Genomic DNA, 20753 nt, shown 5'->3' with positions numbered 1-20753 from the left:
ATGCGCCGCCTCACCTGCCTTCTGGGCTTCTGCGGTTTCCTGTCCATCCTGCCTGCTCGTGCCGCCCCCGCGCCGCATGTGGTGCATGCCGTTGCCAGCTTTACCGTGCTGGCCGATGTGGTGTCGCATGTAGGCGGCGCGCATGTCGCGGTCACATCACTGGTGCCGCCCGATGGCGACCCGCATGAATTCGAACCCGCCCCCGATGATGCCCGCGCCCTGCGGCAGGCCGATGTTGTGTTCATGAGTGGCGAAGGGCTGGAAAGCTGGTTTGCCCGCCTGGCCCACGCGGCGGGCTATCAGGGCAAACCCGTCATCGTCTCGAACGGGATCGACATCCATACCGAACACGATGGCCAGCAGGTGGAAACCGACCCGCATGTGTGGAACAGCGTGCCCAACGTGATTGTATGGACCAACAACATCCGTGATGCGCTGATTGCCGCCGACCCGGCGGATGCCGATGATTTCCGCGCCTCGGCCGCGGCCTATACCGCGCAGCTCCAGGCCCTTGACCATGACATCCGCACCGCGATCGACACCATCCCGCCCGCGCGGCGGCGCGTGCTGACCAGCCATGATGCCTTTGGCTATTTTGGCCGCGCCTATGGCGTGACCTTTATGGCGCCGCAGGGCCTCTCGACCGAGACCGAAGCCTCCGCCGCCGATGTGGGCAGGCTGATCGCGCAGATCCGCGAAAGCGGCATGACCACCTATTTCCTTGAAAACGCCACCGACCCGCGCCTTGTGCAGCAGGTCGCCCACGCCACCGGGGCACAGCCCGGCGGCGAGCTTTATGCCGAGGCGCTCTCCACCGCGGGCGGCCCCGCACCCGATTACATCAGCATGATGCGGCATAATACCGAGCTGATGGTCAGGGCGATGCGCCCGCACTGACCACGGCAGTCACACCCACGGCAAAGGGGGTGAGGTCAATGGCATTTTCATGCATGCCCACCACCGACTGCCGGTGCGTGATCGACACCACCGTCATGCCCGGGCAGGCCTGAGCCAGCAGGGCGTAAAGGGCGGCCTCGGACGCGGCATCAAGGTTCGAGGTCGATTCATCCAAAAAGACCCAGCCCGGCCGCGCCAGCACGATGCGGGCAAAGGCCAGGCGCTGGAGTTCGCCGGGCGAGAGGATCTGCCCCCACGGCTCCTCGTTTTCAAGGCGCGGCACCAGCGCGCCAAGGCCGACCTGCTGCAGCACCTGCGCCACCTGCGTTGCGGCATAGGCCGTGCTGTCCGCCGGGTAGGCCACGGCCCGGCGCAGCGTGCCGGTCGGCATGTAGGGGCGCTGGGGCACGAACATCATCGGCGCATCGGGGCGCGTGATCGTGCCGCTGGCAAACGGCCAGATGCCCGCCAGCACCCGGAACAGCGTGGACTTGCCGGTGCCCGACGGGCCGGTCACCACCGTCATCTGCCCATGCGGCAGCGTAAAGTTCACATCCCTGAGCAGCGCCGTGCCATCGGGGCGGAACACGTCCAGCCCGCTGACCTGCATGGCCGCCCCAGCGGGGGCGGCAACGAGGCTGACCTCGTTCTTCATGGCCTGCGCGCGGTCCATCACGCGCTGGAAGGTGGCCAGACGCGCCACCTCCGCATGCCATGTGGTCAGCGCGGCATAGGAATTGGACAGCCAGCCCAATGCCCCCTGCACGCGCGAGAACGCCATGACCAACTGCATGAGCGTGCCGAAGCTCATCTTGCCCGCGAAATAGCGGATCGAGCCGATCAGCAGCGCAAAGTTGCCCGACACCACATCAAGCCCCGTGGTGAGCAGGCCCAGCCATTTGGTGCGGCGCATGATGGACAGGAAATTGCCATAGACGGAGGCGAATGACCGGTCGAGCCCGGCCTGTTCCTCCGCCTCGCCCCGATAGAGCGCGATGCCCTCGGCATTGTTGCGCACATGAACGAGGCTGTAGCGGAAATCCGCCTCGGCGCGCTGCTGGAAGAACTGCAGCCCCGCCAGTTTATGACCGGCAAGATGCGTGACCCACGTCGCCACCACGGAATAGATGAGTGCGGCCCAGAAGAAGTAGCCCGGTATGGACATGCCCCATATTTCCAGCGGGCCGGACAGCACCCACAAAAGCCCGACATAGCTGAACAGCGTCACGATATTGGACAGCAGGTTGATGAACTGCGTCAGCGTATCGGTCACGAAGCTGTTCAGGTCCTCCTGTATGCGCTGGTCGGGGTTGTCGGCCCCGGCCTCGAGGCCCGACGTGGTGATGGCGATGCGGAAATAGGTCTGGTTTTCCATCCACTGCCGCGTCATGCGCGCGGTCAGCCACCGCCGCCAGCGCAGGCCCAGCATCTGCTGCAGGTAGGTGGCATAGACACTGAACAGGATGGCCGGGATGGTGATGATGAAGAAGCCGGGCACGTACCCGCTCTCGTTATGCACATACCAGAACAGCCCGCGCAGGAAGGTCGTGGCATCACGCTGCTGCAGCGCCGTGTAATACACATTGCGCGAGAAGGACTGGAGCAGGTCCATCCCCACAATGGAGAAGGTCAGCACCAGAACGGCCACGAGCAGGCCCCAGGCCCATTTTTTGTCCTCCGACACGAAATAGGGGCGGGTCAGGTACCAGACATCTTTCAGGAGAAGGCGCAAATGCTGCATGTTGATCCCGTGCAGTGGGGTGAAAGGCAGGAACCCACAGCATTCCCACGAAGTGGGGGCGGACTCAATCATGATTGCGCCGCAGGCCCGTTTTGCGCGAAAAAAGCCGGGGCATTAAGCATTATCACAACTTATTGACCACGTGCGCCATTTGCGCGCGTCCGGCACCCGGCAGGCAATACCGGCTGACAACAGGGGTTTATGGCGCACAAAGCGCATGACAAGGGCGCCATATATCGAAAAGACGAATGCCTGACATATCCGCCGCAGGGGTGTGGCGCGCGCGCATCGTGATATGCCTGACACATAGATTCACAATTGAGTGGGCCCTGATGGACCCGCCAGATGAACATGCAAGGAATAATGAATATGGTGTCGTTCGGTCGCGTCCTGTCCGCCAGTGCCTTCGCAACCCTGCTGGCCGCAGCACCGCTTGCGGCCCATGCCGCTGAAGTCTCGCCGCCCACGGGCGCAGGTGTTGCCAACCAGGTCGAGCAGATCAAGCCGGGCTCGCTCTCGGCCGATACGGTGTATTCCGCCGTCGCCTCCGCCAAGCCCGCTGATCTGGGCGGCATCATGAACTACTGCATCCAGTCCAACTACCTGACCGCGTCTGAAGCCTGGCCGGTGCTGGCCGCCTTCAACAAGAAGACCAACGACGTACCGTCCAACCAAAAGGGCAACATGTCCTACGCCGATGGCTCGACAGGCCTGCTGAAGGTGGGCGGCAAGGCCCCCATCTCGCTCGAGGACGCTTCGGCCGACATCCGCAAGCAGGCCTGCGCCAAGGTGGAAGCCCGCGCGAAGTCCATGCTCTGATCGACGCGGCCTATCGCCCCGTTCTACAGGCCCCGCCGGTTATCCGGCGGGGTTTTGTATTTAAGAACACCCACCCGCCCCGCATCGGGGAACGGTCAAAGACGTTTTTGGTGAGGCTTTTTTGAACAAGCTTCGCAAGGAACGCCGCCTTTTTAAAAAAAGCGGCACCCAAAAACTTTTATTATTTTCTACTGTACCCACACACGTGAAAAAGCCATGTGATACAGGCTGGTCACAAAATAATGGCCCAGCCGGGGCGAGACGAGATCGACATACCGCGTGCTGATCATGGGGGCGGCGGGTGCCAGACGGGTGATGCGGTCATCGACCTGCCCCCACAGTGCCAGGGCTGCCTGCGGGTCAGGTTCGCTACGGATGCGCGCCACAAGCGCCTGCACCACCGGGTCGCACAGGCCGGACATGTTGATGGAACTGTCAGAACCGGGATGGAAGTTCTCGCAGCCAAACAATGTATCGAGAAAATTGGAGGGCGAGGCGTAATCCGCATACCACCCCAGCAGGCTGATCTGCACATGGTTGGTGGTGTTGGCGGCGTAATTGCCCTCCATGGCGGGCGAGAGCGGGTGCAGCCGTGCGTGGTAGCCGATCGCTTCAAGCATGTCGCGCAGATAGGTGCCCATGCTCACATACATGGCGGTGGCAGGCACGATCAGGGTCACGTCCATGCCCTCCGTGCCGCTTTCATGCACAAGCTGGCGGGCGCGTTGCAGGTCCGGGTGTGCCCAAGGCGTAGCCGGATGGTCGGGGTCGGCGCCACGCGTCCAGGCACAGGCGCCATCGCCGGGCAGCAGCCCCGGCGGCACCATGCGGCACAGCGGGGTTGCAATGCCCGACCCGCCGTACAGGATGGTCATGGCGCGCCGGTCAAGCGCGTAGTTTACGGCCTCGCGCGCCTTGGGCTGGTCAAAGGGCGGGATGTTGACGTTCATCGGCAGGAAGATCAGGCCATAGAGTGGCGATACATGCACCTGCGCCGTATAGCGGCTGCCAATCTCGCCCAGCCGGTCAAGCGGCTTGAGGCCCGCCATCCAGTCATACTGCCCGCGCTCGACGGCGGTGACCGCATCTTCTTCCGACAGGCCGAAATCATAAACGATACGGTCCACATACCCATCGGGCTGGGCCGCCTCGCTCCATTCATGAAAATAGGGGTTGCGCTCGAGCACCAGCCCGCGCTCGGGGTCGGATGACACGATATGATATGGCCCGGTGCCGGGGGCGGCCACATTGCCCAGATCATGCGCGGGCGTGGAAGCGGGCAGGATGGCGGCATGGCCGAAGGCGAGTTTTTGCGGGAATTCGGAGTCAGGCTGGGTCAGGCGGATGGTGATGCGGCGGGTAGCGGGGTCGGTCTCCACGCCGCCTTGCAGCGTGCAGTGCGCACTATTACGCAGGCAGGCATCCGCCCCCACTATGGTACCGTAAAACGAACCTGCCGTGGGCGTGCCCACCTTGAAGATGCGCCGCAGGGATGCTGCCACGTCCTCCACCGTAACCGGCGTGCCATCTGAAAAGCGGATGCCATCGCGCAGGGTAAACACCCATGTGCGCCCGTCATCACGCAGCTCGGGCATGGCCTCAGCCAGGTCAGGCACCACCTGGTTGCCTGCCGGCCCCTCCAGCTTGGGATAGGTGAGCAGCCCGTCATAGATGACGGTGGCAAGCTGCATGTACTGGCTGGTGTAGCTGATCTGCGGGTCGAGCGTGCCGGAAGCACTCGCCGCCGTCAGCCGCAGGGTGCCGCCGCGATGCGGCTTGCCCTGCGTGCCTTGTGCACAGCCTATGGCTGGCAGCGCATGCAGCAGGCCGCCAAGCATGAGCGCGACCATGCCCAGCCGCTGGCCTGATGCCCGCATGCGCTGGCCCGCCCGGTTCAGTTATGCGTCGCAGGCGACATGAGTTCGGTCATGCGGGCCGTGATGTCGGCTGCCGTGGCGGTGGCGGGCAGGCTGCCCTCATAGCGCCCGGTGGGCGACATGATCACGATCTGGCTGGCAGGCTCCATGCTGTAATCGCCATTCGCACCATCACGCCGCACGTAAGGGGCATGGTACTCCTTGGCCACGGCCTGGATCATCTTGGGCGAGCCGGTCATGACCGTGACATGCGAGCCATAGCGCAGGGCATAGGTGCGCAGCACGTCGGAGTTGTCGCGCATGGGGTCGAGCGTGATGAAGATGGGCACCGCAAGCCGCGCGCGGTCGTGGCCCAGCGCCTCCACGCCCTCGGCCATGGCCTTGACGGTGGCGCCGCACACATCATCGGGGCAGTGGGTATCGCCAAAATAGATCAGCATCCACCGGCCACGGAAGTCGGTGTCGAGCACCGAGCCATCCGCCCCGTTGATCAGCCTGAACGACCCGCCAACCGGGTTGCCATAGGTGGTCAGCGGCACGGGCGCGCTGTCGGAATAACGGTAGCCGAAATACCCCGCAATCGAGGAGACCACCAGTATGGTAAACCCGACCAGCACGAAAAACCGGTCCCGTTCATTTCGCATTATCAATGTGCATCCGCCCAGTTCGTTCCGGTCCCGGTTTCCACGACCAGGGGCACTGACAGGGCCGCCGCGGATTCCATGACCTGTTTGACGAGGGCTGCCAGACGATCGGCATCATCCTTGCGCACCTCGAACACAAGTTCGTCATGGACCTGAAGGAGCATGCGTCCGTCAAGCCCCGCATCGGACAGGGCAGCCGGAATTCGCACCATGGCGCGCTTGATGATGTCGGCCGCACCGCCCTGCAGCGGCGCGTTGATGGCCTGGCGCTCGGCATAGTTGCGGCGCACGGCGCTTTTGTCGGCAATGCCCGGCACAAAGCAGCGGCGGCCAAAGGGTGTTGTGACATAGCCGTTCTTGCGCGCCTCCGCCTTCACCCGCTCCATATAGTCGCGGATGCCGGGATAGCGGGCGAAATAGGCGTCGATGTAACCCCGTGCCTCACCGGGGGAGATGCCAAGCTGGCGGCTCAGACCAAAGGCGCTGATGCCGTAGATGATGCCAAAATTGATGGCCTTGGCGCGCCTGCGCGTGAGCGGGTCCATGCCCTCAAGCGGGATGCCGAACACCTCGGAGGCCGTGCGGGCGTGGATGTCCTGCCGCAGTGCGAACGCCTCGCGCAATGCGGGAATATCCGCCACATCGGCCAGAAGCCGCAGCTCGATCTGTGAATAATCCGCCGAGACCAGCACATGACCCGGTTCCGCCACAAAGGCGCGGCGGATACGCCCGCCCTCTTCCGTGCGGATGGGGATGTTCTGCAGGTTGGGGTCGTTCGATGACAGGCGGCCCGTTGTCGTCACCGCCATCTGGAAGGACGTGTGCACGCGGCCCGTGGCGGGGTTGATCTGGTTGAGCAGCGCATCGGCATAGGTGCTCTTGAGCTTGGCCAGTTGCCGCCAGGCCAGGATCCGCGCGGGCAGGTCGTGGCCCTGGTCGGCCAGGTCCTGCAATACCGCCGAATCCGTGCCCCATGCGCCCGCCTTGGTGCGCTTGCCACCGGGCAGGCCCATCTCGTCAAACAGGATCTCGCCCAGCTGCTTGGGGGAGCCGACATTGAAGTCACGCCCGGCCAGCGTGTGAATCTCGGCCTCGATCACCCCCATGCGTTGTGCGAACTCGGTGGACATGGCGCGCAGGTCATCGGCATCAACCCTGATGCCCGCCCGCTCCATATCCGCCAGGATGGGCACCAGCGGGCGCTCCATTTCCTCATACAGCGCCAGTGCCTTATTGGTGCGCAGCTGGGGTTTGAGCACCTGCCACAGGCGCAGGGTCACATCCGCATCTTCCGCCGCATACGGCGTGGCGCGGTCAATCGCCACCTGCGAGAACACGACCCGCTTGCGGCCCGTGCCGGTCACTTCATCATAGGGGATGGGCGTATGGTCGAGTGTGAGGCGCGAAAGCTCGTCCATCCCCTGCCCGTGCTGCCCCGCGGACTGCGCGTAAGAGATCAGCATGGTGTCATCGATCGGGGCAGGCTGCACGCTGCCTGCCTGTGTCAGCACCAGCAGGTCGAACTTGGCGTTCTGGAATACCTTGAGCACGGACGGGTCGGCAAAAAGCGGCTCGAGAATTTCCAGCGCGGTCTGCGCCTTCATCTGGGGCGTGCCCGCGCTGTCCATCAGGTCAACCTGATGGCCCAGCGGAATGTAGCATGCCCGCCCGCAGCGTGGCGCAAGCGAGATGCCGACCAGCGGGGCCGTGAGCGGGTCCAGCCCGTCGGTTTCGGTATCGACCGCGCACACGCCGCTCGTGCGGGCCTCACTGACCCATTCCCGCAACACCTCGGGGTCGGTTACGGTGATGTAGGGGCCATAAGGCTCGGCCGGAAAGGGCGGACGCTGGGCCACCGGGGCTGCAGCCAGCGTGTCATGCGCCGAGATGCGCGGGCGCGGCTTTGCCTTGATGCCCATGCGCTGCAGCAGCGATGAGAATCCCATATCCGACAGCCATGCGCCAAGCCGCTCCATGTCCACATCGCAGCAGCCCAGATCGGCCAGCTTCTCGGGGCAGGGCGCGTCCTCGCACAGCGTGACGAGTTTGTAGGACAGGCGGGCCATGTCGGCATGGGCCAGCAGGTTCTCGCGCCGCTTGGAAGGCTTCATGCCCTCCGCACCCGCCAGGATGGCATCGAGCGAGCCATATTCCGCCATCAGGGCCGATGCGGTCTTGGGGCCGATTCCGGGCACGCCGGGCACGTTGTCCACCGGGTCGCCGATCAGGGCCTGCACCTGCGCCACACGGTCCGGGGCTACGCCAAATTTTGCCTCGACTTCCTTCGGTCCGATCGGCCGGTTCTTGATCGGGTCCATCATCATCACGCCGGGGCGGATGAGCTGCATCAGGTCCTTGTCGGATGAATAGATGGTGCACTGGCCGCCTGCATCGGTGGCCTTGCGGGCGTAGGCTGCGATCAGGTCATCGGCTTCCCAGCCCGCCTGCTCGAGGGCGGGCACGCCAAAGGCTGCCGTGGCGTCGCGCACGAGGCTGAACTGCGGGCGCAGCTCCTCGGGCGGTTCGGGGCGGTGGGCCTTGTATTCGCCATACAGGTCATTGCGGAAGGTATGGCGCCCCGCATCGAATATGACGGCCAGATGCGTGCCCGCATGCTCGCGCAAAAGCCGCGAGAGCATGTTGGTGAAACCATAGACCGCGTTGACAGGCGTGCCATCGGGGCTGGTCATGGGCGGCAGGGCGTGGAAGGCGCGGAAGATGTACCCCGAGCCATCCACCAGGATCAGGTGAAGCGGCGTGTCGCTGGACATGGATGTAGAGGCTGTCAGTGCGCGTCACCCACCGGTGCATCGGGGTTGAGCACGAACAGGCGGGAGCAGTAGGGGCAGAAGGTCTGGTGATGGGCGATGCGCAGGAACACGCGCGGGTGGCCAAGCGCGCCGAGACCGCCATCACAGGACAGGGTGCGCGAATCGACCACGATGGTTTCAATCGTGCCCAGGCGGGGGTGCGGTGCGGGATCGTGGGACAGGGCTTGCATTCTGATCGGCCTCGGGTTGTTGTCCGGCTTGGATTTGCATGGCGCGCCCGATGGGTGGACCATGCGCTGGCCCATGATGATACGCAGGATTGCCGTGCTTTCAAACATTCGCCTGTCACGCCTGCTTTATCCAGCGCTTTTTGTGATGTTGACCGCCTGCGCCACCCACGAGGCCCCGGCCCCCACGCCGCCCGCGCGGCATGCCGAACTCGCCCGCCTCATACCGCCTGACCGCGTGGTGGATATTGCGGGCGTGGGTGCCGTGCCCCTGCGCATCTGGGCCGCCCATGGGCCGGAACGCGCGGTGATCCTGGCGCTGCACGGCTTCAATGACAGCCGCGATGCATGGGAGCGCCCGGCACCCGCGCTCAATGCCGCCGGGCTGGGCGTGGTCGCCCCCGACCTGCCCGGCTTTGGCCAGACACAGGCACGCGGAGGCTGGGTGGGCACGGATGCGCTGCGCCGCACGGTCAGCACCCTGGTCGCCACCATTGGCCGCGAACACCCCGGCGTGCCGCTCTACATCATGGGCGAGAGCATGGGCGGCGCACTTGCCGCCGTGCTGGCGGCCCAGCCGGACGCGCCGCCGGTGGCGGGCACGATCCTACTCGCCCCCGCGCTGTGGGACCTGGACGCAGGCGCGCGCCTGACCACCCACCTGATGGCGGCCATGGCCCCGCGCTGGCGGCTGAGCGGGCGCGAACTGCCCGTGCACGTGACCGCAGCCGATGACCAGATGGCCCTTGCCCGCCTGTATTACGACCCGCTGACCCTGCGCGACACATCCACCACAGCACTCGCCGGGCTGACCGACCTCATGCATCAGGCCGCCCATGCCAGCGCCCGCATGCATGGCCCCGTGCTGGTGGTGTATGGCGGGCGCGACCAGATCGTGCCCGCCGCCGCCATGGCGCGGGCATGGCGGCACATGCCCGCGGGCACAAGGCTGGATTACATACCCAACGGCTACCACCTGCTGACCCGCGGGCGGGCGGGCGGCAAGGTGACGGCGGACATGACCAGCTGGATCCTGCACCCCGAGCGCTTCCTGCCCTCGGGCGGGGATGCGGCGACGGCGGCATGGATGGCCGAACCCGCAGGCCACGACGCCCCGCTGCCCATCCTGCCCGGACGGATGGACGCAATCGCGCCGCGATGATTTTTCCCGATTGGGGCTGGCGTTCCGGCCTGTGGCGATGTATGCAGGCGTGAGTGGACTCGTAGCTCAGCTGGATAGAGCGTCGCCCTCCGAAGGCGAAGGTCGAAGGTTCGAATCCTTTCGAGTCCGCCATTTTCCAGATAAAATATAATAATACCATTTATTCAGATGGCAGTTTGTTATCAGGTAAAAGTTTTCGGGTGTGCCTTTTTTCAAAGCTTTTTGAAAAAAGCTTTACCAAAAACTTTTATACTTCCAAGACATTACTGGTCCTGCCTTTTCAAACGGCCTTTTATCGCCGCAGCGTGGCAAAAGGCCGCAGTGGCTGCGGGGCAGGCGCGCAGTCATTCGCGTGCCATGACCGGATCAGCCCGTCAGTGACCTGCCGCAAGGCATCGCGCCCGGCCAGCAGGCGCGTGGCCTCGGCGTGGCGTATGGCGTCGTTCTGGCCCAGCAGGGTGGTTTCATAAGTCGCCTGCCGCGCCATTTCCACCTCCGGCATGGAGGAAAGCGGTGCGTAGGAGACCGGCAGGCTGACCTGCTGGCTGGTGGTCCGGCTGGCATCCGCAGCAATGCCAAAGGTGGGCGCGGTTGTCAGCGCGCCTACGCTAAACTGCCCTCCATGCGTAAAACTGCCTGATAGCTGGAGCGTCACATCCCCCACGATCGCGCCGATAACGGGGTCTGCCACGTTCTGGCGGCACTGGGCGGCGCGGATGGCGGCGGCAAAGCGCGTGGCCTGCGCCTGTGACCAGTCGGCAGGGTGCGAGACGGACACAATGCCCGCCTGCCCCAGCGTGGTTTCAAGCCCGGCCATGGCGGCGGGGATGGTTGTCGGCACGGGCCTGCCCTGCGCGCAGCCCCACAGGCACACCGCAAGAAGCAGTAAATACGAAAGTAATTTCATGATTTATTGCAGATTCCAGCAGTCATTTAAAAAAACAGAAATTTGCGGGGGCCGCTTTTTTCAAGAAGGCCGCGTTATTCCGAAGCTTTTCGACAAAAGCTTCACCAAAAACTTTTCCAGTTCACATCGCTTGCGGCCCGGCCAGATAGGCTTCATTGGCGCTGACCAGGGCATCCCAGTCCTGATGGGTGGGGCTGAGTACCCCCGCAGGCAGCAGTTGCCGCCACGCCAGGCCATGGGCTTCCATGAGGCGTGAGCGCACCCAGCGCCATGTCGCCTTCTGCCGCGTGCCCCATGTCAGCAGCGTCACCACATCCGTGTCGGCTGTGCCGGCATAGTCCCATAACAGCAGGCAGTGGCCGCCCGCGCTGCCGGGGGTGGGGTCGCCACGCCCGGCAGGAGTTGGCGTATCCCATAACGGCGGCGGGTTGCCGACAGCGTCGGTCCACATATCCGCCACGGCAAGCTGCACGCCCAGATAGGCTGCCGACAGCCCCGCTGTTACGTTACGGATTGCATTGAGGTCGGCAGGCTCCAGCGTGCCCCAGAGCGGGAACAGCGTCTGCCGGGCCAGCGCGTAGCCCTGTTGCAGGGCGGTGGTCAGCACATCCACTTCCACCCCGCCATGATCCGTGGCCGGGTTGCCAGGCACATAACCGGTGGAAAGCGCGTAGAACCGCACGGCATCAGGCGTATCCACCGCCACCTGGTAGCCCGCAAGTGCGGCAGTGGCGCGGATATGGTTGCCAATGCCCGCCGCCGTGCAGTTACCCAGCACATCATTGCCCAGCATGAGCGGGGCGGGATCGATGCCATCGCGGATCAGGCGCTGCGGCGCGGGGCGGGCCATGAAGCCCTTCATGGTCGTGAGCATGGGCTGGCGCGCCCGCCTTTCGGCAGGGCGGCAGCCAAGTTTGCGCAACATCATTTTTGCCCTGCTGTTTTTGAAAAGGCAGTGTTCTTCAGGATGTTTTGAAAAAATCGTCGCCCGAAAACTTCTTTACGGTTTCCTGTCCGTCGCATCGCCCTTCCTGTCGGAGGGCCGGTTCCAGCCACGCAGTTGCGCCATGGCGGTAACAACGGTCCACACGACCACCCATTTCGACCCGGCTGCGGGCGGCCGCCAGAAGCGCGCGACCACCGCGCAGCCGGAAATGAGGAAGGAGAAGATGACAACCACATCCGCGGCATACCGGGCTGGCAGGAGAGAGAGGATGGTCTGGGTCGTGAGCATGGTGTCCATGACGCATGGTTCCGGCAGGGAGGCCGCCTTGTCAGGCGGCCTCCCCTGTGGCTGGTGTCAGGTGGCGGGGCGCGGGTCGGGCTGGTTGCTTGCGGCCCATTCGTCAAAGGCGAAGATCTGCCCGTAATCATGCACCTCGGTCAGGAAGGTGCGGTCATCCTCCAGGGCTATGCGCACGGTGGGGGCAAGCGTGCCGCCAATGCGGTAGGTTGCAGGGTTCTGCGGGTCGGTGCCGGGGGCCGGCAGCGTGTCGATGAAGGACTGCACGTAGCCCATCGGGTCAACAAAATGGCTGTAGGTCTCGTAGGGCGCGGAAGACGGATTGCCCAGCACCAGCCCCGAACTGTTCAGCGGCGTGTAGGGGCCAAAAATGCCGTGGCGCGACACGAACCCGTACACCCCGTCCGGCCCTTCCAGCCCGCCGGTATAGGTGGAGTGGTGGCTGATGGTGAACAGGTAGGTCAGCCCGTTGCGGAACACCACATGCGGCCGTTCGGTCTGGTCGTTCACCCCAAGGGCGGTGACCAGGGCGGGCAGCATTTCCCAACGCGAGAAATCACCCTGCGCATAGGACGAGACCAACCGCGCAATGCCGATGGCGGCGGCGCCATAGCCTGCCCCTTCGCCCACGGTGTAGCCCGGCGGCAGGTGGCCCGCCTCGCGGTCGGTGATGACAAAGTCGCCGCGCATGCCGGGCACGTTGCCTTCAAACAGGCAGTAGACTTGCCCATCGGCGGGGTTGATGAACGGGTGCGGATCGCGGAAATCGAAATACGGGTCCTGGGAGGCATTGGCGTAATGCAGCCCGTCGGCCGAGAACATCTCGGTCGTGGCCGTGAAGCCCTCGAACCACACACCGCTGTCATCGGCATGGATCGTGCCGGTGGAAACGGAGGGCACGCTCTGGTTCACATCCGTGTTGACGGAAGTGTAGAACATGTCGACCACGTTCTCGCTGCCGTGGCGCATGACCAGGCTGCCCGACCATTCATCGGGCCGCAGATCAGCGCTGGTGTTGAGCAGGCGGCCGCCAAAGGTCCAGTCAATGCCGTTGCGGCTGTAGTAATAACCAATGAAGGCGAAGGCGTTGCGGTTGTGCCAGCCGGCTGCGTCGTCACCTGTCTGGGCGCGTTCGGCCACAAGCGACCACATGACGTACCAGCCCTTGAAGGTGACCGTCTCGCCGGTGATGCGGCGCAGGGCGCCCGTGTCCCACTGCCACAGGGCGTCATCCATGACCGGGAAATCCTGGGCGATGACGGGCATGGTGGTGGTGGGGTCATCGGCATGCACTTTCAGTGCATCGGCGATGGTCCAGGCGGACGGAAGGCGTGCATTGGAGGAAACCATGTTCTGATCCTCTCGTCAGGGCATTATTACTGCCCATGATCCATTTATATGCAGGTATACGTTCCGTATAATGCATTATTCATGCCATTATACTTGTCGTGTCAGGATAATCGCGCTGTCTTGTCGCTCCTGACATGATGAAATATAGGGCGCAGCCATGCAGGCAGCAAAAGAAAGCATGTACCGCTGGCAGCATTTCATGAAAGGAGGCAGGCGCCCTGCTGGATGATACGGGCAAGGCCTGCCGTTTGCGTACCTGCCCGACCTGACCGGGTGGTTACCACCAGCGCAGCGCGCGCCTGCGGCAGATGAAACGCCAATTGCAGGCCGCTGCCAGCTGGGCGCGAATCGTGGCCGGGCGATATCTTTCGGGCCGGATTGTGACGCGCAGTTCCGTGCCCCATGGCACGTAAAGCAGGCTGCGCGGGCTGCCGCCGGGCCGGTGGCTGAGCCCATGGCTTTTGCAGAAGCGTTTGTTAACGCCCGCTTTTCGCGCTTTCGGCACGAATTCAGGTCGCCGCAATGATGGCAGTTTAAGTAAAATTGATTGACAGCAGATCGTGTTATTTTTAAGGCAGGATTGTGGTGTTGCTCCACAATTGGGGGTGCTTTTTCCCCTTTCCTTCAGTTTTCTAAGGCCCTAAGCGCATGTCGTTTGATGGTATCGCTCTGACACGGACGGTTTCCCAACCTGCTGCCCAGCCAGTGCCTGCCCCTGTCCACCGCCGGTATTCCGCTGCGAGTGGCATCTTTTTCAGCCTGCTGATGGCCCTGCCCCTATGGGCGCTGGTGGCTTTCTTCCTGCGCTAGGCCGCCTGCGGCCTCAGGCCGGGTGGACAGCCACGCCAAAAGCACGATAACGCTTGCCGCGACACGGGCTTCGGCCCGTGAACGCATTCTGGCAGGACGGACTTGAATTACAGACACAGCTATCATGCCGGCAACTTTGCCGATGTCATGAAACATGCCCTGCTTGTGGCCCTGATCAAGGCGCTGTGCCGCAAGCCCTCGGCTTTTTCCGTGCTCGATACGCATGCTGGTATCGGGCTGTATGACCTGTCCGGCCCGCAGGCGCAGGCCACGGGCGAGTGGCGCGAGGGCATCGGGCGCCTGCTCGAGGCCCCGCTGGGCGTTGCGCAACAGGCCGCCCTTGGCCCCTGGCTGGACATCGTGCGCGACGTGATGCGCGCGCATGAGGGGCGGCTGTTCTATCCCGGCTCGCCCGCGCTTGTGGCCCACCTGCTCCGCCCCGATGACACGCTGACCTGTTGCGAACACCACCCCGACGACCAGCACGACCTGCGGCGGCTGTTCCGCCACAACCCGCAGGTATCGGTGCATGGCCGCGATGGGTACGGGGCCATTACCGCGCTGCTGCCACCCCGGCAGGCAAAGCGCGGGCTGGTGCTGATGGACCCGCCCTTTGAGGAGCGGGATGAATTTACCCGCCTGGCCCAGGCCATCATGACCGCGCGCAGGCGTTTCCCGGCCGGGATCGTGGCGGCGTGGTATCCCATCAAGCACCGCGCGCCGGTGCGGGCCTTCATGAACGGGCTGAAGGATGCGGGCCAGCGCAAGCTGCTGGCGGTTGAACTGACCCTGCGCCCCCCGCTCGACCCGACCCGCCTCAATGGCAGCGGGCTGCTCATCGCCAACCCGCCTTTCCGCTTCGAGAACGAGGCGCAGGCCATTCTCGCCGCCCTGTGCCCCTATCTGGGCGATGGGCAGGCAGAAGGCAGCGTGGAATGGATTGTAGGGGAATAACCCGCAGGCGGCACTTCATCATACCATGTGGTCAAAATAACGCCCGCGTGATGGAAAAGGCATCATATTGCCTGCCTGCCGCACTGACCTGACATGATCCTGCGCTTTTTACGCGAACGATGGCATTGGCTGCCTTTTATCATCATCATCGCATACTACGTGATCGTGACCGTTGCGCACAAACTTGGCCCGTTTGTCATTTCCCACAGGGACATGGCACATCAGAGCGGGCCGGATATCGTGGCGGAGCATTCATGTTTTGACGGGCAGCGCGTATCCGCGAGCGAGCGCGCGGCGCTGGAGGCCACCGTGTACCTTTACGTGGCCAGCCCTGATGGCAAGAACGATATCAGTGGATCGGGCACCGTCCTGCGCGACAGCCGCACGCCTCAAGGGCACAACCGCATCCTGACAATACGGCACGTAACGCAGCATGCCCTGCGCAAGCATGGCAGAATTTACGTTCTTGACCGGTTTGGCCACAAACTGAGCGAAGCGCGGCAGACTCCCGCCACCATCCTTTCAGAAAGCCAGCTGGCGCAGGAGCCTGACTCCGGCGTGCACGACCTGCCGGGTGATAACGCGGTCCTGCTCGACATGCAGCCACGCACGCCCGCGTATGACCAGATCAGCGGCGTTGACGTCGCGCCGCGGCTCTACAGGGGTATCATGTACGCGTGGTTTACCGATCCTGGCGCGCTGATGCCGGGCGTCTCCGGCGCGGCGCTGCTCAATGAGCACAACCAGGTCATCGGAATTGCCGAGGGCACGGGCGGCGGCGACAACCAGCATAGCCATGCCTTCGTAACACAGGTCTCCGCCCATGATATCCAGAAAGTATTTGAGCGGCAGGACACCGGCGAGAACACCATAGGGTCCGCAACCTTCTTTCACGGCTCCATAGCCGCTTTCATGCCACTTTCATGCCGGTGGCAGGTCCTGGCGTACAGGAGATCCTGCACCTGCAGCCAACCTTTGCCCCACCGGAAAACCGGGTCCATGTTCATGTTTTCGGATACCCTGAAGAATTGTACATCGCCTATCACGGGCAGATCCAGACCAGCGAGCCCGGCCCCATGCAGGAGATGGCGCGGATCATGCACGATCTGAGTGGCCTGTAAGGGCGCCCCCTCCACCACGCAATAAGATATATGTATAAAATTGCATGCATGCATAAAATATCATGTATTCGCATAAAATATATTGTCATTACATAGTCATTTTCCACACTATAAAATATCATACTCTGGCATATTCGCTTTTTTACCGACGCATATTGTGCGCCGCCCGTTCAAGGACATGTCTCTTGCCCATAGCGTTGCTCGCCCTGGCGATCGGGGCCTTTGGCCTTGGCACGACGGAAACCATCGTCATGGGGCTGTTGCCGCAACTCTCGGGGGGCCTGCATGTCTCCATCGCGCAGGCGGGGCTGCTGGTCTCGGGCTATGCCATCGGGGTTACGATCGCCTCCCCCGTGGTGGCCATCCTCACCAACAGCCTCTCGCGACGCGACACGCTGCTGCTGACCATGGGCATCTTCATTGCGGGCAATGCGTGCAGCGCGCTCGCGCCGGGTTACTGGAGCCTGATGCTCGCGCGCGTGCTGACCTCGTTCTCGCATGGCACCTTTTATGGCGCGGCCTCCATCATGGCGTGCCAGATCGTGCCGCCGCAAAGACGCGCCGAGGCGCTCTCGCTCGTCTATATCGGGCTGACGCTGGCCATGATCCTTGGCGTGCCGATGGGCACCGTGGTGGCGCAGCTCACCTCATGGCGCATGGCGTTCTGGCTGATCTGCGCGGTGGGCGTGGTGGCGTGGAGTGCGATGTGGTTCTGCATTCCGCGTGACCGGGCAACTGGCGCCACCATTCCCCTGGCCGCGCAGTTCCGGGCCATGCTGCACCCGCTGGTGGTGACCATGATGCTGGTTTCCATGTGCACCTCGGCCAGCATGTTCACGCTGTTTACGTACATCTCGCCGTTTTTGCAGGTGCGCACGGGGCTGGGCACGCATGTGATCGATGCCGTGCTGCTCATGATCGGGGGCGGGCTGTGCCTGGGCAACCTGCTGGGCGCCCGGCTGGCCGACTGGAAGATGCTGCCCTCCTGCGCGGGACTCATGGCGGCGGTGGCGGTGGTGCAACTGCTGCTTGTGCCCGGCAGCCTCATGAGCTGGAGCTGCCTTGCGCTGCTGTTTGCGTGGGGCGTATTCATCTATGCACCCATGGCGCCGCTCCAGACCTATGTGGTGGCGTGCGCAGGCTCGGCCCCCAATATCGCGGCGGCCATGAACCAGAGCTCCTTCAACTTCGGCAACGCCATTGGTGCATGGGCAGGCAGCCATATGGTGGTGACGCGGTGGTCCTATGCCGGGCTGCCGGTGCTGTCAGCGTGTTTTGCCCTGATCGGGCTGGGGCTGGTCGGCCTTGCCATCCATTTCCAGCATCGCACGGCCCAAAAGACGCTGCCTGCCGCGGTCGTGACCCACCCTGCCTCCGCCCGATCCTGACAACGCGGCAGGCGCAGGCCCTGTGTGCGCGCCTTCAGGGCAACGGCATGCAGCCTCCTTCAAGGGCTGCTGCCCCTGCGCTGTCCCTGTCGTTTACAGCGTCTGTCGTCGTCATTCCTGATCTGTCCAGATCAGTATTATACCGTAATGAACAATATTATTCTTACGCCATTAAAGCCCCCGATGCCATTGCCGGAGGTCGTTTGACACCATGATCATTTCTGAAAACGATCCGCGCCTGACGGCCTGAAGCCGGTTTGATAACGCATTAATTTTACGGATTGCGCCTTTTTTAAATAAGGCAATGACCTTCTGAAGCTTTTTGAAAAAAGCTTCACCAAAAACGTTCTATCGCTCATCAGTGTTTGTAGTGGCTGCTTTTCTCAAGGCTTCATTGTTCCATACGTTTTCATAATCTGGCGTAACCAGAAACGTCCATCCCGGTGCCTGGCCAAGATAGGGAATAACCATTTTGCACCAGTGCAGGAGATGGTGCGTGTGCAGTGGCACGAAAAACATTTCCTCGCCCGCCCATATGTACCACCCGCTTGTGCCGTTTTCGGGCCGGAGGCGTAATCCATTGACCGGCAGCAGGCCATGTCGCGATTGGCTCCCTGCATAAGTTTTCCGGCGGCAGCCACCTTACAGGAGGGCGCAACAGAAAATGCCGCCTTTCTTGAAAAAGGCGGCACCCAAAAACTTTTATCATCTGGTCTTTATACGGAGGCTGCGCCTTCAAACCGGCTGACCTCAACCCCCGTACCCACCGGCAGCAAAACGCTGGACATGCCAGGCAGGGCCCGGATGGCGCGCCCGTAGCGCTTTACGTCCTCCGTGCCCGGCCGGATCATGTTATCGGCCACGATGATCGCGCCGGGGTTGAGGCGGGGATAAAAGGCCTCAAGGCACGGCACGTACAGGTCTTTCCATAAATCAACGAACACGAAATCGGCCTTGTGGTCCATCTCGCCAATCATCGCCACGGCGTCGCCTACGCGAAAGTCGATAGACGCCGCAAGCCCTGCCCGTTCAGCCATCTCGCGGGCATGGGCGGATTTATAGGCGTGCCGTTCCATCGTAATCAGCCGGCCACTCCGCGCCCGCGCGGCCTCGGCCAGCCACAGGGCGGAATACCCAAACGACGTGCCCAGTTCGAGAATGGTCGGGCGCTCGAGGCTGCGGGCCAGGATGTTCAGAAGCTGCCCCGTCTCCGGCCCGATGGCGCGCATGCGCTGGTCGTGACCGCCATCACGCCCGCCGGGTGCTTCCACCCGTGGGGCGCTGCGTTCGGCACGCATGCGCTCATGGTAAAGGTCAAGAACCGGCTGGATCCTGTCATCCATGGTCATCCTCCTTCGTGGCCCGAAAGGGCGCGCCTCAGGCCTGGCCCAGCGCGCGGGCGGTTTCATCAAGCAGGGAGGCGATCTTTTCCTCGGCCTGCGGGTCAAGCCCACCATTGCGCAGCCGCAGGCGCAGGGCGGTCTTGAGGTTTTCCATCGCCCTCATGACGGGCACCGGCGCATTGCGGCCACCACCACGGCCCTGTGGCCCGGCCGTTGCCGCACGGGCAAGGATCGCCTCCAGCGCCGCGCGGTTTGCGGCCACGAACGCCTCGCCCTCGGGAGTGATGTGGTAGTTCTTGCGGCTTTCTTCCGCGCCGGGGCGGATGTAGCCCGCTTCATCAAGCCAAGTGAGCGTGGGGTAGATCACACCGGGGCTGGGCGTATAGCTGCCACCGAATTTTTCCTCGATGGTCTTGATCAGTTCATAACCGTAGGTCGGCTTTTCAGCGATCAGGCTGAGCACCAGCAGGCGCATCTCGCCATAATCGAACAGCCGGTTGCGCGGGCCGCCCCGGTGGCGACCATGGTGGCCACGGCCTTCGCGACCTTCACGGCCCTCGCCGCGCCCCGGATGACGGCCTGCGCCCTGCGCCAGCCCTTCGGGGGAGAAAACATGGCGGTGACGACCGCCTGCGTGTCTGTTTGCGTGTTTCATAAGTCCGATATAATTCCCGATATATCGTATGTAAAGATATATCGAGATATGTTTTCATTCTGACGCGCCCACATCGCTGATGGCCGCGTCCGCCTGCCCCTTCACCCAGTAGCCCGCGGCCCTGATCCACGCGGCAGGCACCTTCTTTTCCGCAATCAGGCACTGCCGCACGGCGCGGGCCACGCCAGCCTCCGCCCCGACCCAGACGAAACTCCGCCTGACAGGGGAGAGCTGCCGCAATACCGCCAGCAGCCCGTGCGCCTGGTCCGCCTCGGCCAGCGGGCGGTGCACCCAATGGGCGGCATGGGCGGCGCATGATGTAAAGACCTGCTCATCTTCCGGGCCGGGCACGGCAATGATGGTGGTGACCAGCGCCTCGGCAGGCAGGGCCTCCACGCGCCGGCCAATGGCGGGCAGCGCCGTCTCATCGCCAATGAGCAGCCAGTGGTCGATCCTGCCCCGGATGATGCGCGAGCCACGCGGGCCACCAATCTCCAGCACATCGCCGGGCCTTGCCGCCCGCGCCCACGCGGCGGCGGGGCCGCCTTCATGGTTGACGAAATCCAGCACCAGCGTGCCTGCCGCGGCATCATGATGCCGCGGCGTGTAGTCGCGCCGCGTCAGTTCCCCCGCATGGTCGGGCAGGAAGATCCTGATATGGTCATCCGGCGCGGGGCTGGTGAACCCGGCCAGTTCCGGGCCAGCCAGCGTGACCCGGATCATATGCGGGCTCAGGCGCTCGGTTCCCGCAACCCACAGGCGGCGGCGCAGTTCGTGCCGCACCCGCTCGATCACCGGCGCGCCATCAGGGTGGGCAAGGGGGGAAAGGGTCGTCATGCGTATC

18 protein-coding genes, 1 tRNA gene and 1 pseudogene are annotated in these 20753 nt (G+C 63.5%); 7 read left to right on the top strand and 13 right to left on the bottom strand.

What is annotated here, in order from left to right; translation table 11 throughout:
- Positions 1–897, top strand: a complete 897-nt coding sequence (locus OQZ28_RS12540; protein WP_458136318.1) for a metal ABC transporter solute-binding protein, Zn/Mn family — start codon at positions 1–3, stop codon at positions 895–897.
- On the opposite strand, the gene OQZ28_RS12535 is transcribed toward OQZ28_RS12540, so the two are convergent.
- The gene (locus OQZ28_RS12535; protein ID WP_458136317.1) at positions 875–2638 is read right to left on the bottom strand and encodes an ABC transporter ATP-binding protein/permease; all 1764 of its coding nucleotides are present in this window, start codon (positions 2636–2638) and stop codon (positions 875–877) included. The genes OQZ28_RS12540 and OQZ28_RS12535 overlap by 23 nt on opposite strands.
- A gap of 369 nt (positions 2639–3007) precedes the next feature.
- Between OQZ28_RS12535 and OQZ28_RS12530 the strand changes: the two genes are divergently transcribed.
- Entirely contained in the window at positions 3008–3457 is a 450-nt protein-coding gene (locus tag OQZ28_RS12530) for a DUF2501 domain-containing protein (protein ID WP_130731228.1), read from the top strand.
- A gap of 188 nt (positions 3458–3645) precedes the next feature.
- Here OQZ28_RS12530 and OQZ28_RS12525 read toward each other — a convergent pair whose 3' ends face one another.
- The 4 genes from OQZ28_RS12525 to OQZ28_RS12510 are packed head-to-tail and all read right to left on the bottom strand — an operon-like array spanning position 3646 to position 8979.
- The gene (locus OQZ28_RS12525; RefSeq protein ID WP_458136316.1) at positions 3646–5334 is read right to left on the bottom strand and encodes an ABC transporter substrate-binding protein; all 1689 of its coding nucleotides are present in this window, start codon (positions 5332–5334) and stop codon (positions 3646–3648) included.
- 17 nt (positions 5335–5351) lie between these two features.
- Entirely contained in the window at positions 5352–5981 is a 630-nt protein-coding gene (locus OQZ28_RS12520) for an SCO family protein (protein ID WP_458136345.1), read from the bottom strand.
- Positions 5981–8749, bottom strand: coding sequence for a DNA polymerase I (gene polA / locus OQZ28_RS12515; RefSeq protein ID WP_458136315.1), 2769 nt, complete (start codon positions 8747–8749; stop codon positions 5981–5983). The genes OQZ28_RS12520 and polA overlap by 1 nt, the downstream gene beginning before the upstream one ends.
- A 14-nt stretch (positions 8750–8763) precedes the next feature.
- Entirely contained in the window at positions 8764–8979 is a 216-nt protein-coding gene (locus OQZ28_RS12510; protein WP_130731231.1) for a zinc-finger domain-containing protein, read from the bottom strand.
- A 76-nt stretch (positions 8980–9055) separates the two neighbouring features.
- Between OQZ28_RS12510 and OQZ28_RS12505 the strand changes: the two genes are divergently transcribed.
- Together OQZ28_RS12505 and OQZ28_RS12500 are read left to right on the top strand one after the other, a co-directional pair.
- Complete coding sequence (locus OQZ28_RS12505; RefSeq protein ID WP_458136344.1) at positions 9056–10138, top strand: alpha/beta fold hydrolase; 1083 nt, start codon at positions 9056–9058, stop codon at positions 10136–10138.
- Between the two features lie 55 nt (positions 10139–10193).
- Positions 10194–10270: transfer RNA gene (locus OQZ28_RS12500), tRNA-Arg, on the top strand.
- A 160-nt stretch (positions 10271–10430) separates the two neighbouring features.
- Here OQZ28_RS12500 and OQZ28_RS12495 read toward each other — a convergent pair.
- From OQZ28_RS12495 to OQZ28_RS12480, 4 genes are all read right to left on the bottom strand, one after another.
- Positions 10431–11045 (bottom strand): hypothetical protein, encoded by a 615-nt coding sequence (locus OQZ28_RS12495; protein ID WP_458136314.1) that lies wholly within the window; start codon positions 11043–11045, stop codon positions 10431–10433.
- Positions 11046–11166: 121 nt separating this feature from the next.
- Positions 11167–11973, bottom strand: a complete 807-nt coding sequence (locus tag OQZ28_RS12490) for a hypothetical protein (protein WP_458136313.1) — start codon at positions 11971–11973, stop codon at positions 11167–11169.
- 72 nt (positions 11974–12045) lie between these two features.
- Positions 12046–12288, bottom strand: coding sequence for a hypothetical protein (locus OQZ28_RS12485; protein WP_130732778.1), 243 nt, complete (start codon positions 12286–12288; stop codon positions 12046–12048).
- A 57-nt stretch (positions 12289–12345) separates the two neighbouring features.
- Complete coding sequence (locus OQZ28_RS12480; protein WP_458136312.1) at positions 12346–13638, bottom strand: glycoside hydrolase family 68 protein; 1293 nt, start codon at positions 13636–13638, stop codon at positions 12346–12348.
- Positions 13639–14550: 912 nt separating this feature from the next.
- On the opposite strand from OQZ28_RS12480, the gene OQZ28_RS12475 reads away from it, so the two are divergent.
- The 3 genes from OQZ28_RS12475 to OQZ28_RS12465 all read left to right on the top strand — a co-directional run bounded on the left by OQZ28_RS12475 (position 14551) and on the right by OQZ28_RS12465 (position 17911).
- Positions 14551–15402, top strand: coding sequence for a 23S rRNA (adenine(2030)-N(6))-methyltransferase RlmJ (locus OQZ28_RS12475; protein WP_458136311.1), 852 nt, complete (start codon positions 14551–14553; stop codon positions 15400–15402).
- A 213-nt stretch (positions 15403–15615) separates the two neighbouring features.
- Positions 15616–16512, top strand: coding sequence for a hypothetical protein (locus OQZ28_RS12470; protein WP_458136310.1), 897 nt, complete (start codon positions 15616–15618; stop codon positions 16510–16512).
- Positions 16513–16708: 196 nt separating this feature from the next.
- Positions 16709–17911 (top strand): MFS transporter, encoded by a 1203-nt coding sequence (locus OQZ28_RS12465; protein ID WP_458136309.1) that lies wholly within the window; start codon positions 16709–16711, stop codon positions 17909–17911.
- Positions 17912–18259: 348 nt separating this feature from the next.
- Here the strand turns inward: OQZ28_RS12465 and OQZ28_RS12460 are convergent.
- The 4 genes and pseudogenes from OQZ28_RS12460 to OQZ28_RS12445 form a co-directional block, all read right to left on the bottom strand.
- A pseudogene (locus OQZ28_RS12460) lies at positions 18260–18508 on the bottom strand (immunity protein Imm33 domain-containing protein); the annotation flags it as partial.
- A 119-nt stretch (positions 18509–18627) separates the two neighbouring features.
- Positions 18628–19260, bottom strand: a complete 633-nt coding sequence (locus OQZ28_RS12455) for an O-methyltransferase (protein ID WP_458136308.1) — start codon at positions 19258–19260, stop codon at positions 18628–18630.
- A gap of 28 nt (positions 19261–19288) precedes the next feature.
- On the bottom strand, positions 19289–19909 hold the full coding sequence (locus tag OQZ28_RS12450) for a PadR family transcriptional regulator (RefSeq protein ID WP_458136307.1): 621 nt from the start codon (positions 19907–19909) through the stop codon (positions 19289–19291).
- Between the two features lie 54 nt (positions 19910–19963).
- Complete coding sequence (locus OQZ28_RS12445; protein ID WP_458136306.1) at positions 19964–20746, bottom strand: siderophore-interacting protein; 783 nt, start codon at positions 20744–20746, stop codon at positions 19964–19966.
- Positions 20747–20753: the final 7 nt, after the last annotated feature.

It is taken from the genome of Komagataeibacter sp. NFXK3, assembly GCF_054182245.1.
The sequence above is the reverse complement of the archived record's forward strand: the minus strand, read 5'-3'. Positions and strand labels throughout refer to the sequence as shown.

Excerpts from the sequence above, each read along its gene's own strand:
- OQZ28_RS12495 (WP_458136314.1), bottom strand. The coding sequence starts at position 11,045 with ATGAAATTACTTTCGTATTTACTGCTTCTTGCGGTGTGCCTGTGGGGC.
- OQZ28_RS12490 (WP_458136313.1), bottom strand. The coding sequence starts at position 11,973 with ATGATGTTGCGCAAACTTGGCTGCCGCCCTGCCGAAAGGCGGGCGCGC.
- OQZ28_RS12445 (WP_458136306.1), bottom strand. The coding sequence starts at position 20,746 with ATGACGACCCTTTCCCCCCTTGCCCACCCTGATGGCGCGCCGGTGATC.
- OQZ28_RS12510 (WP_130731231.1), bottom strand. The coding sequence starts at position 8,979 with ATGCAAGCCCTGTCCCACGATCCCGCACCGCACCCCCGCCTGGGCACG.
- OQZ28_RS12505 (WP_458136344.1), top strand. The coding sequence starts at position 9,056 with ATGATACGCAGGATTGCCGTGCTTTCAAACATTCGCCTGTCACGCCTG.
- OQZ28_RS12480 (WP_458136312.1), bottom strand. The coding sequence starts at position 13,638 with ATGGTTTCCTCCAATGCACGCCTTCCGTCCGCCTGGACCATCGCCGAT.
- OQZ28_RS12540 (WP_458136318.1), top strand. The coding sequence starts at position 1 with ATGCGCCGCCTCACCTGCCTTCTGGGCTTCTGCGGTTTCCTGTCCATC.
- OQZ28_RS12470 (WP_458136310.1), top strand. The coding sequence starts at position 15,616 with ATGGCACATCAGAGCGGGCCGGATATCGTGGCGGAGCATTCATGTTTT.
- OQZ28_RS12450 (WP_458136307.1), bottom strand. The coding sequence starts at position 19,909 with ATGAAACACGCAAACAGACACGCAGGCGGTCGTCACCGCCATGTTTTC.
- OQZ28_RS12455 (WP_458136308.1), bottom strand. The coding sequence starts at position 19,260 with ATGACCATGGATGACAGGATCCAGCCGGTTCTTGACCTTTACCATGAG.
- polA (WP_458136315.1), bottom strand. The coding sequence starts at position 8,749 with ATGTCCAGCGACACGCCGCTTCACCTGATCCTGGTGGATGGCTCGGGG.
- OQZ28_RS12525 (WP_458136316.1), bottom strand. The coding sequence starts at position 5,334 with ATGCGGGCATCAGGCCAGCGGCTGGGCATGGTCGCGCTCATGCTTGGC.
- OQZ28_RS12530 (WP_130731228.1), top strand. The coding sequence starts at position 3,008 with ATGGTGTCGTTCGGTCGCGTCCTGTCCGCCAGTGCCTTCGCAACCCTG.
- OQZ28_RS12485 (WP_130732778.1), bottom strand. The coding sequence starts at position 12,288 with ATGGACACCATGCTCACGACCCAGACCATCCTCTCTCTCCTGCCAGCC.
- OQZ28_RS12535 (WP_458136317.1), bottom strand. The coding sequence starts at position 2,638 with ATGCAGCATTTGCGCCTTCTCCTGAAAGATGTCTGGTACCTGACCCGC.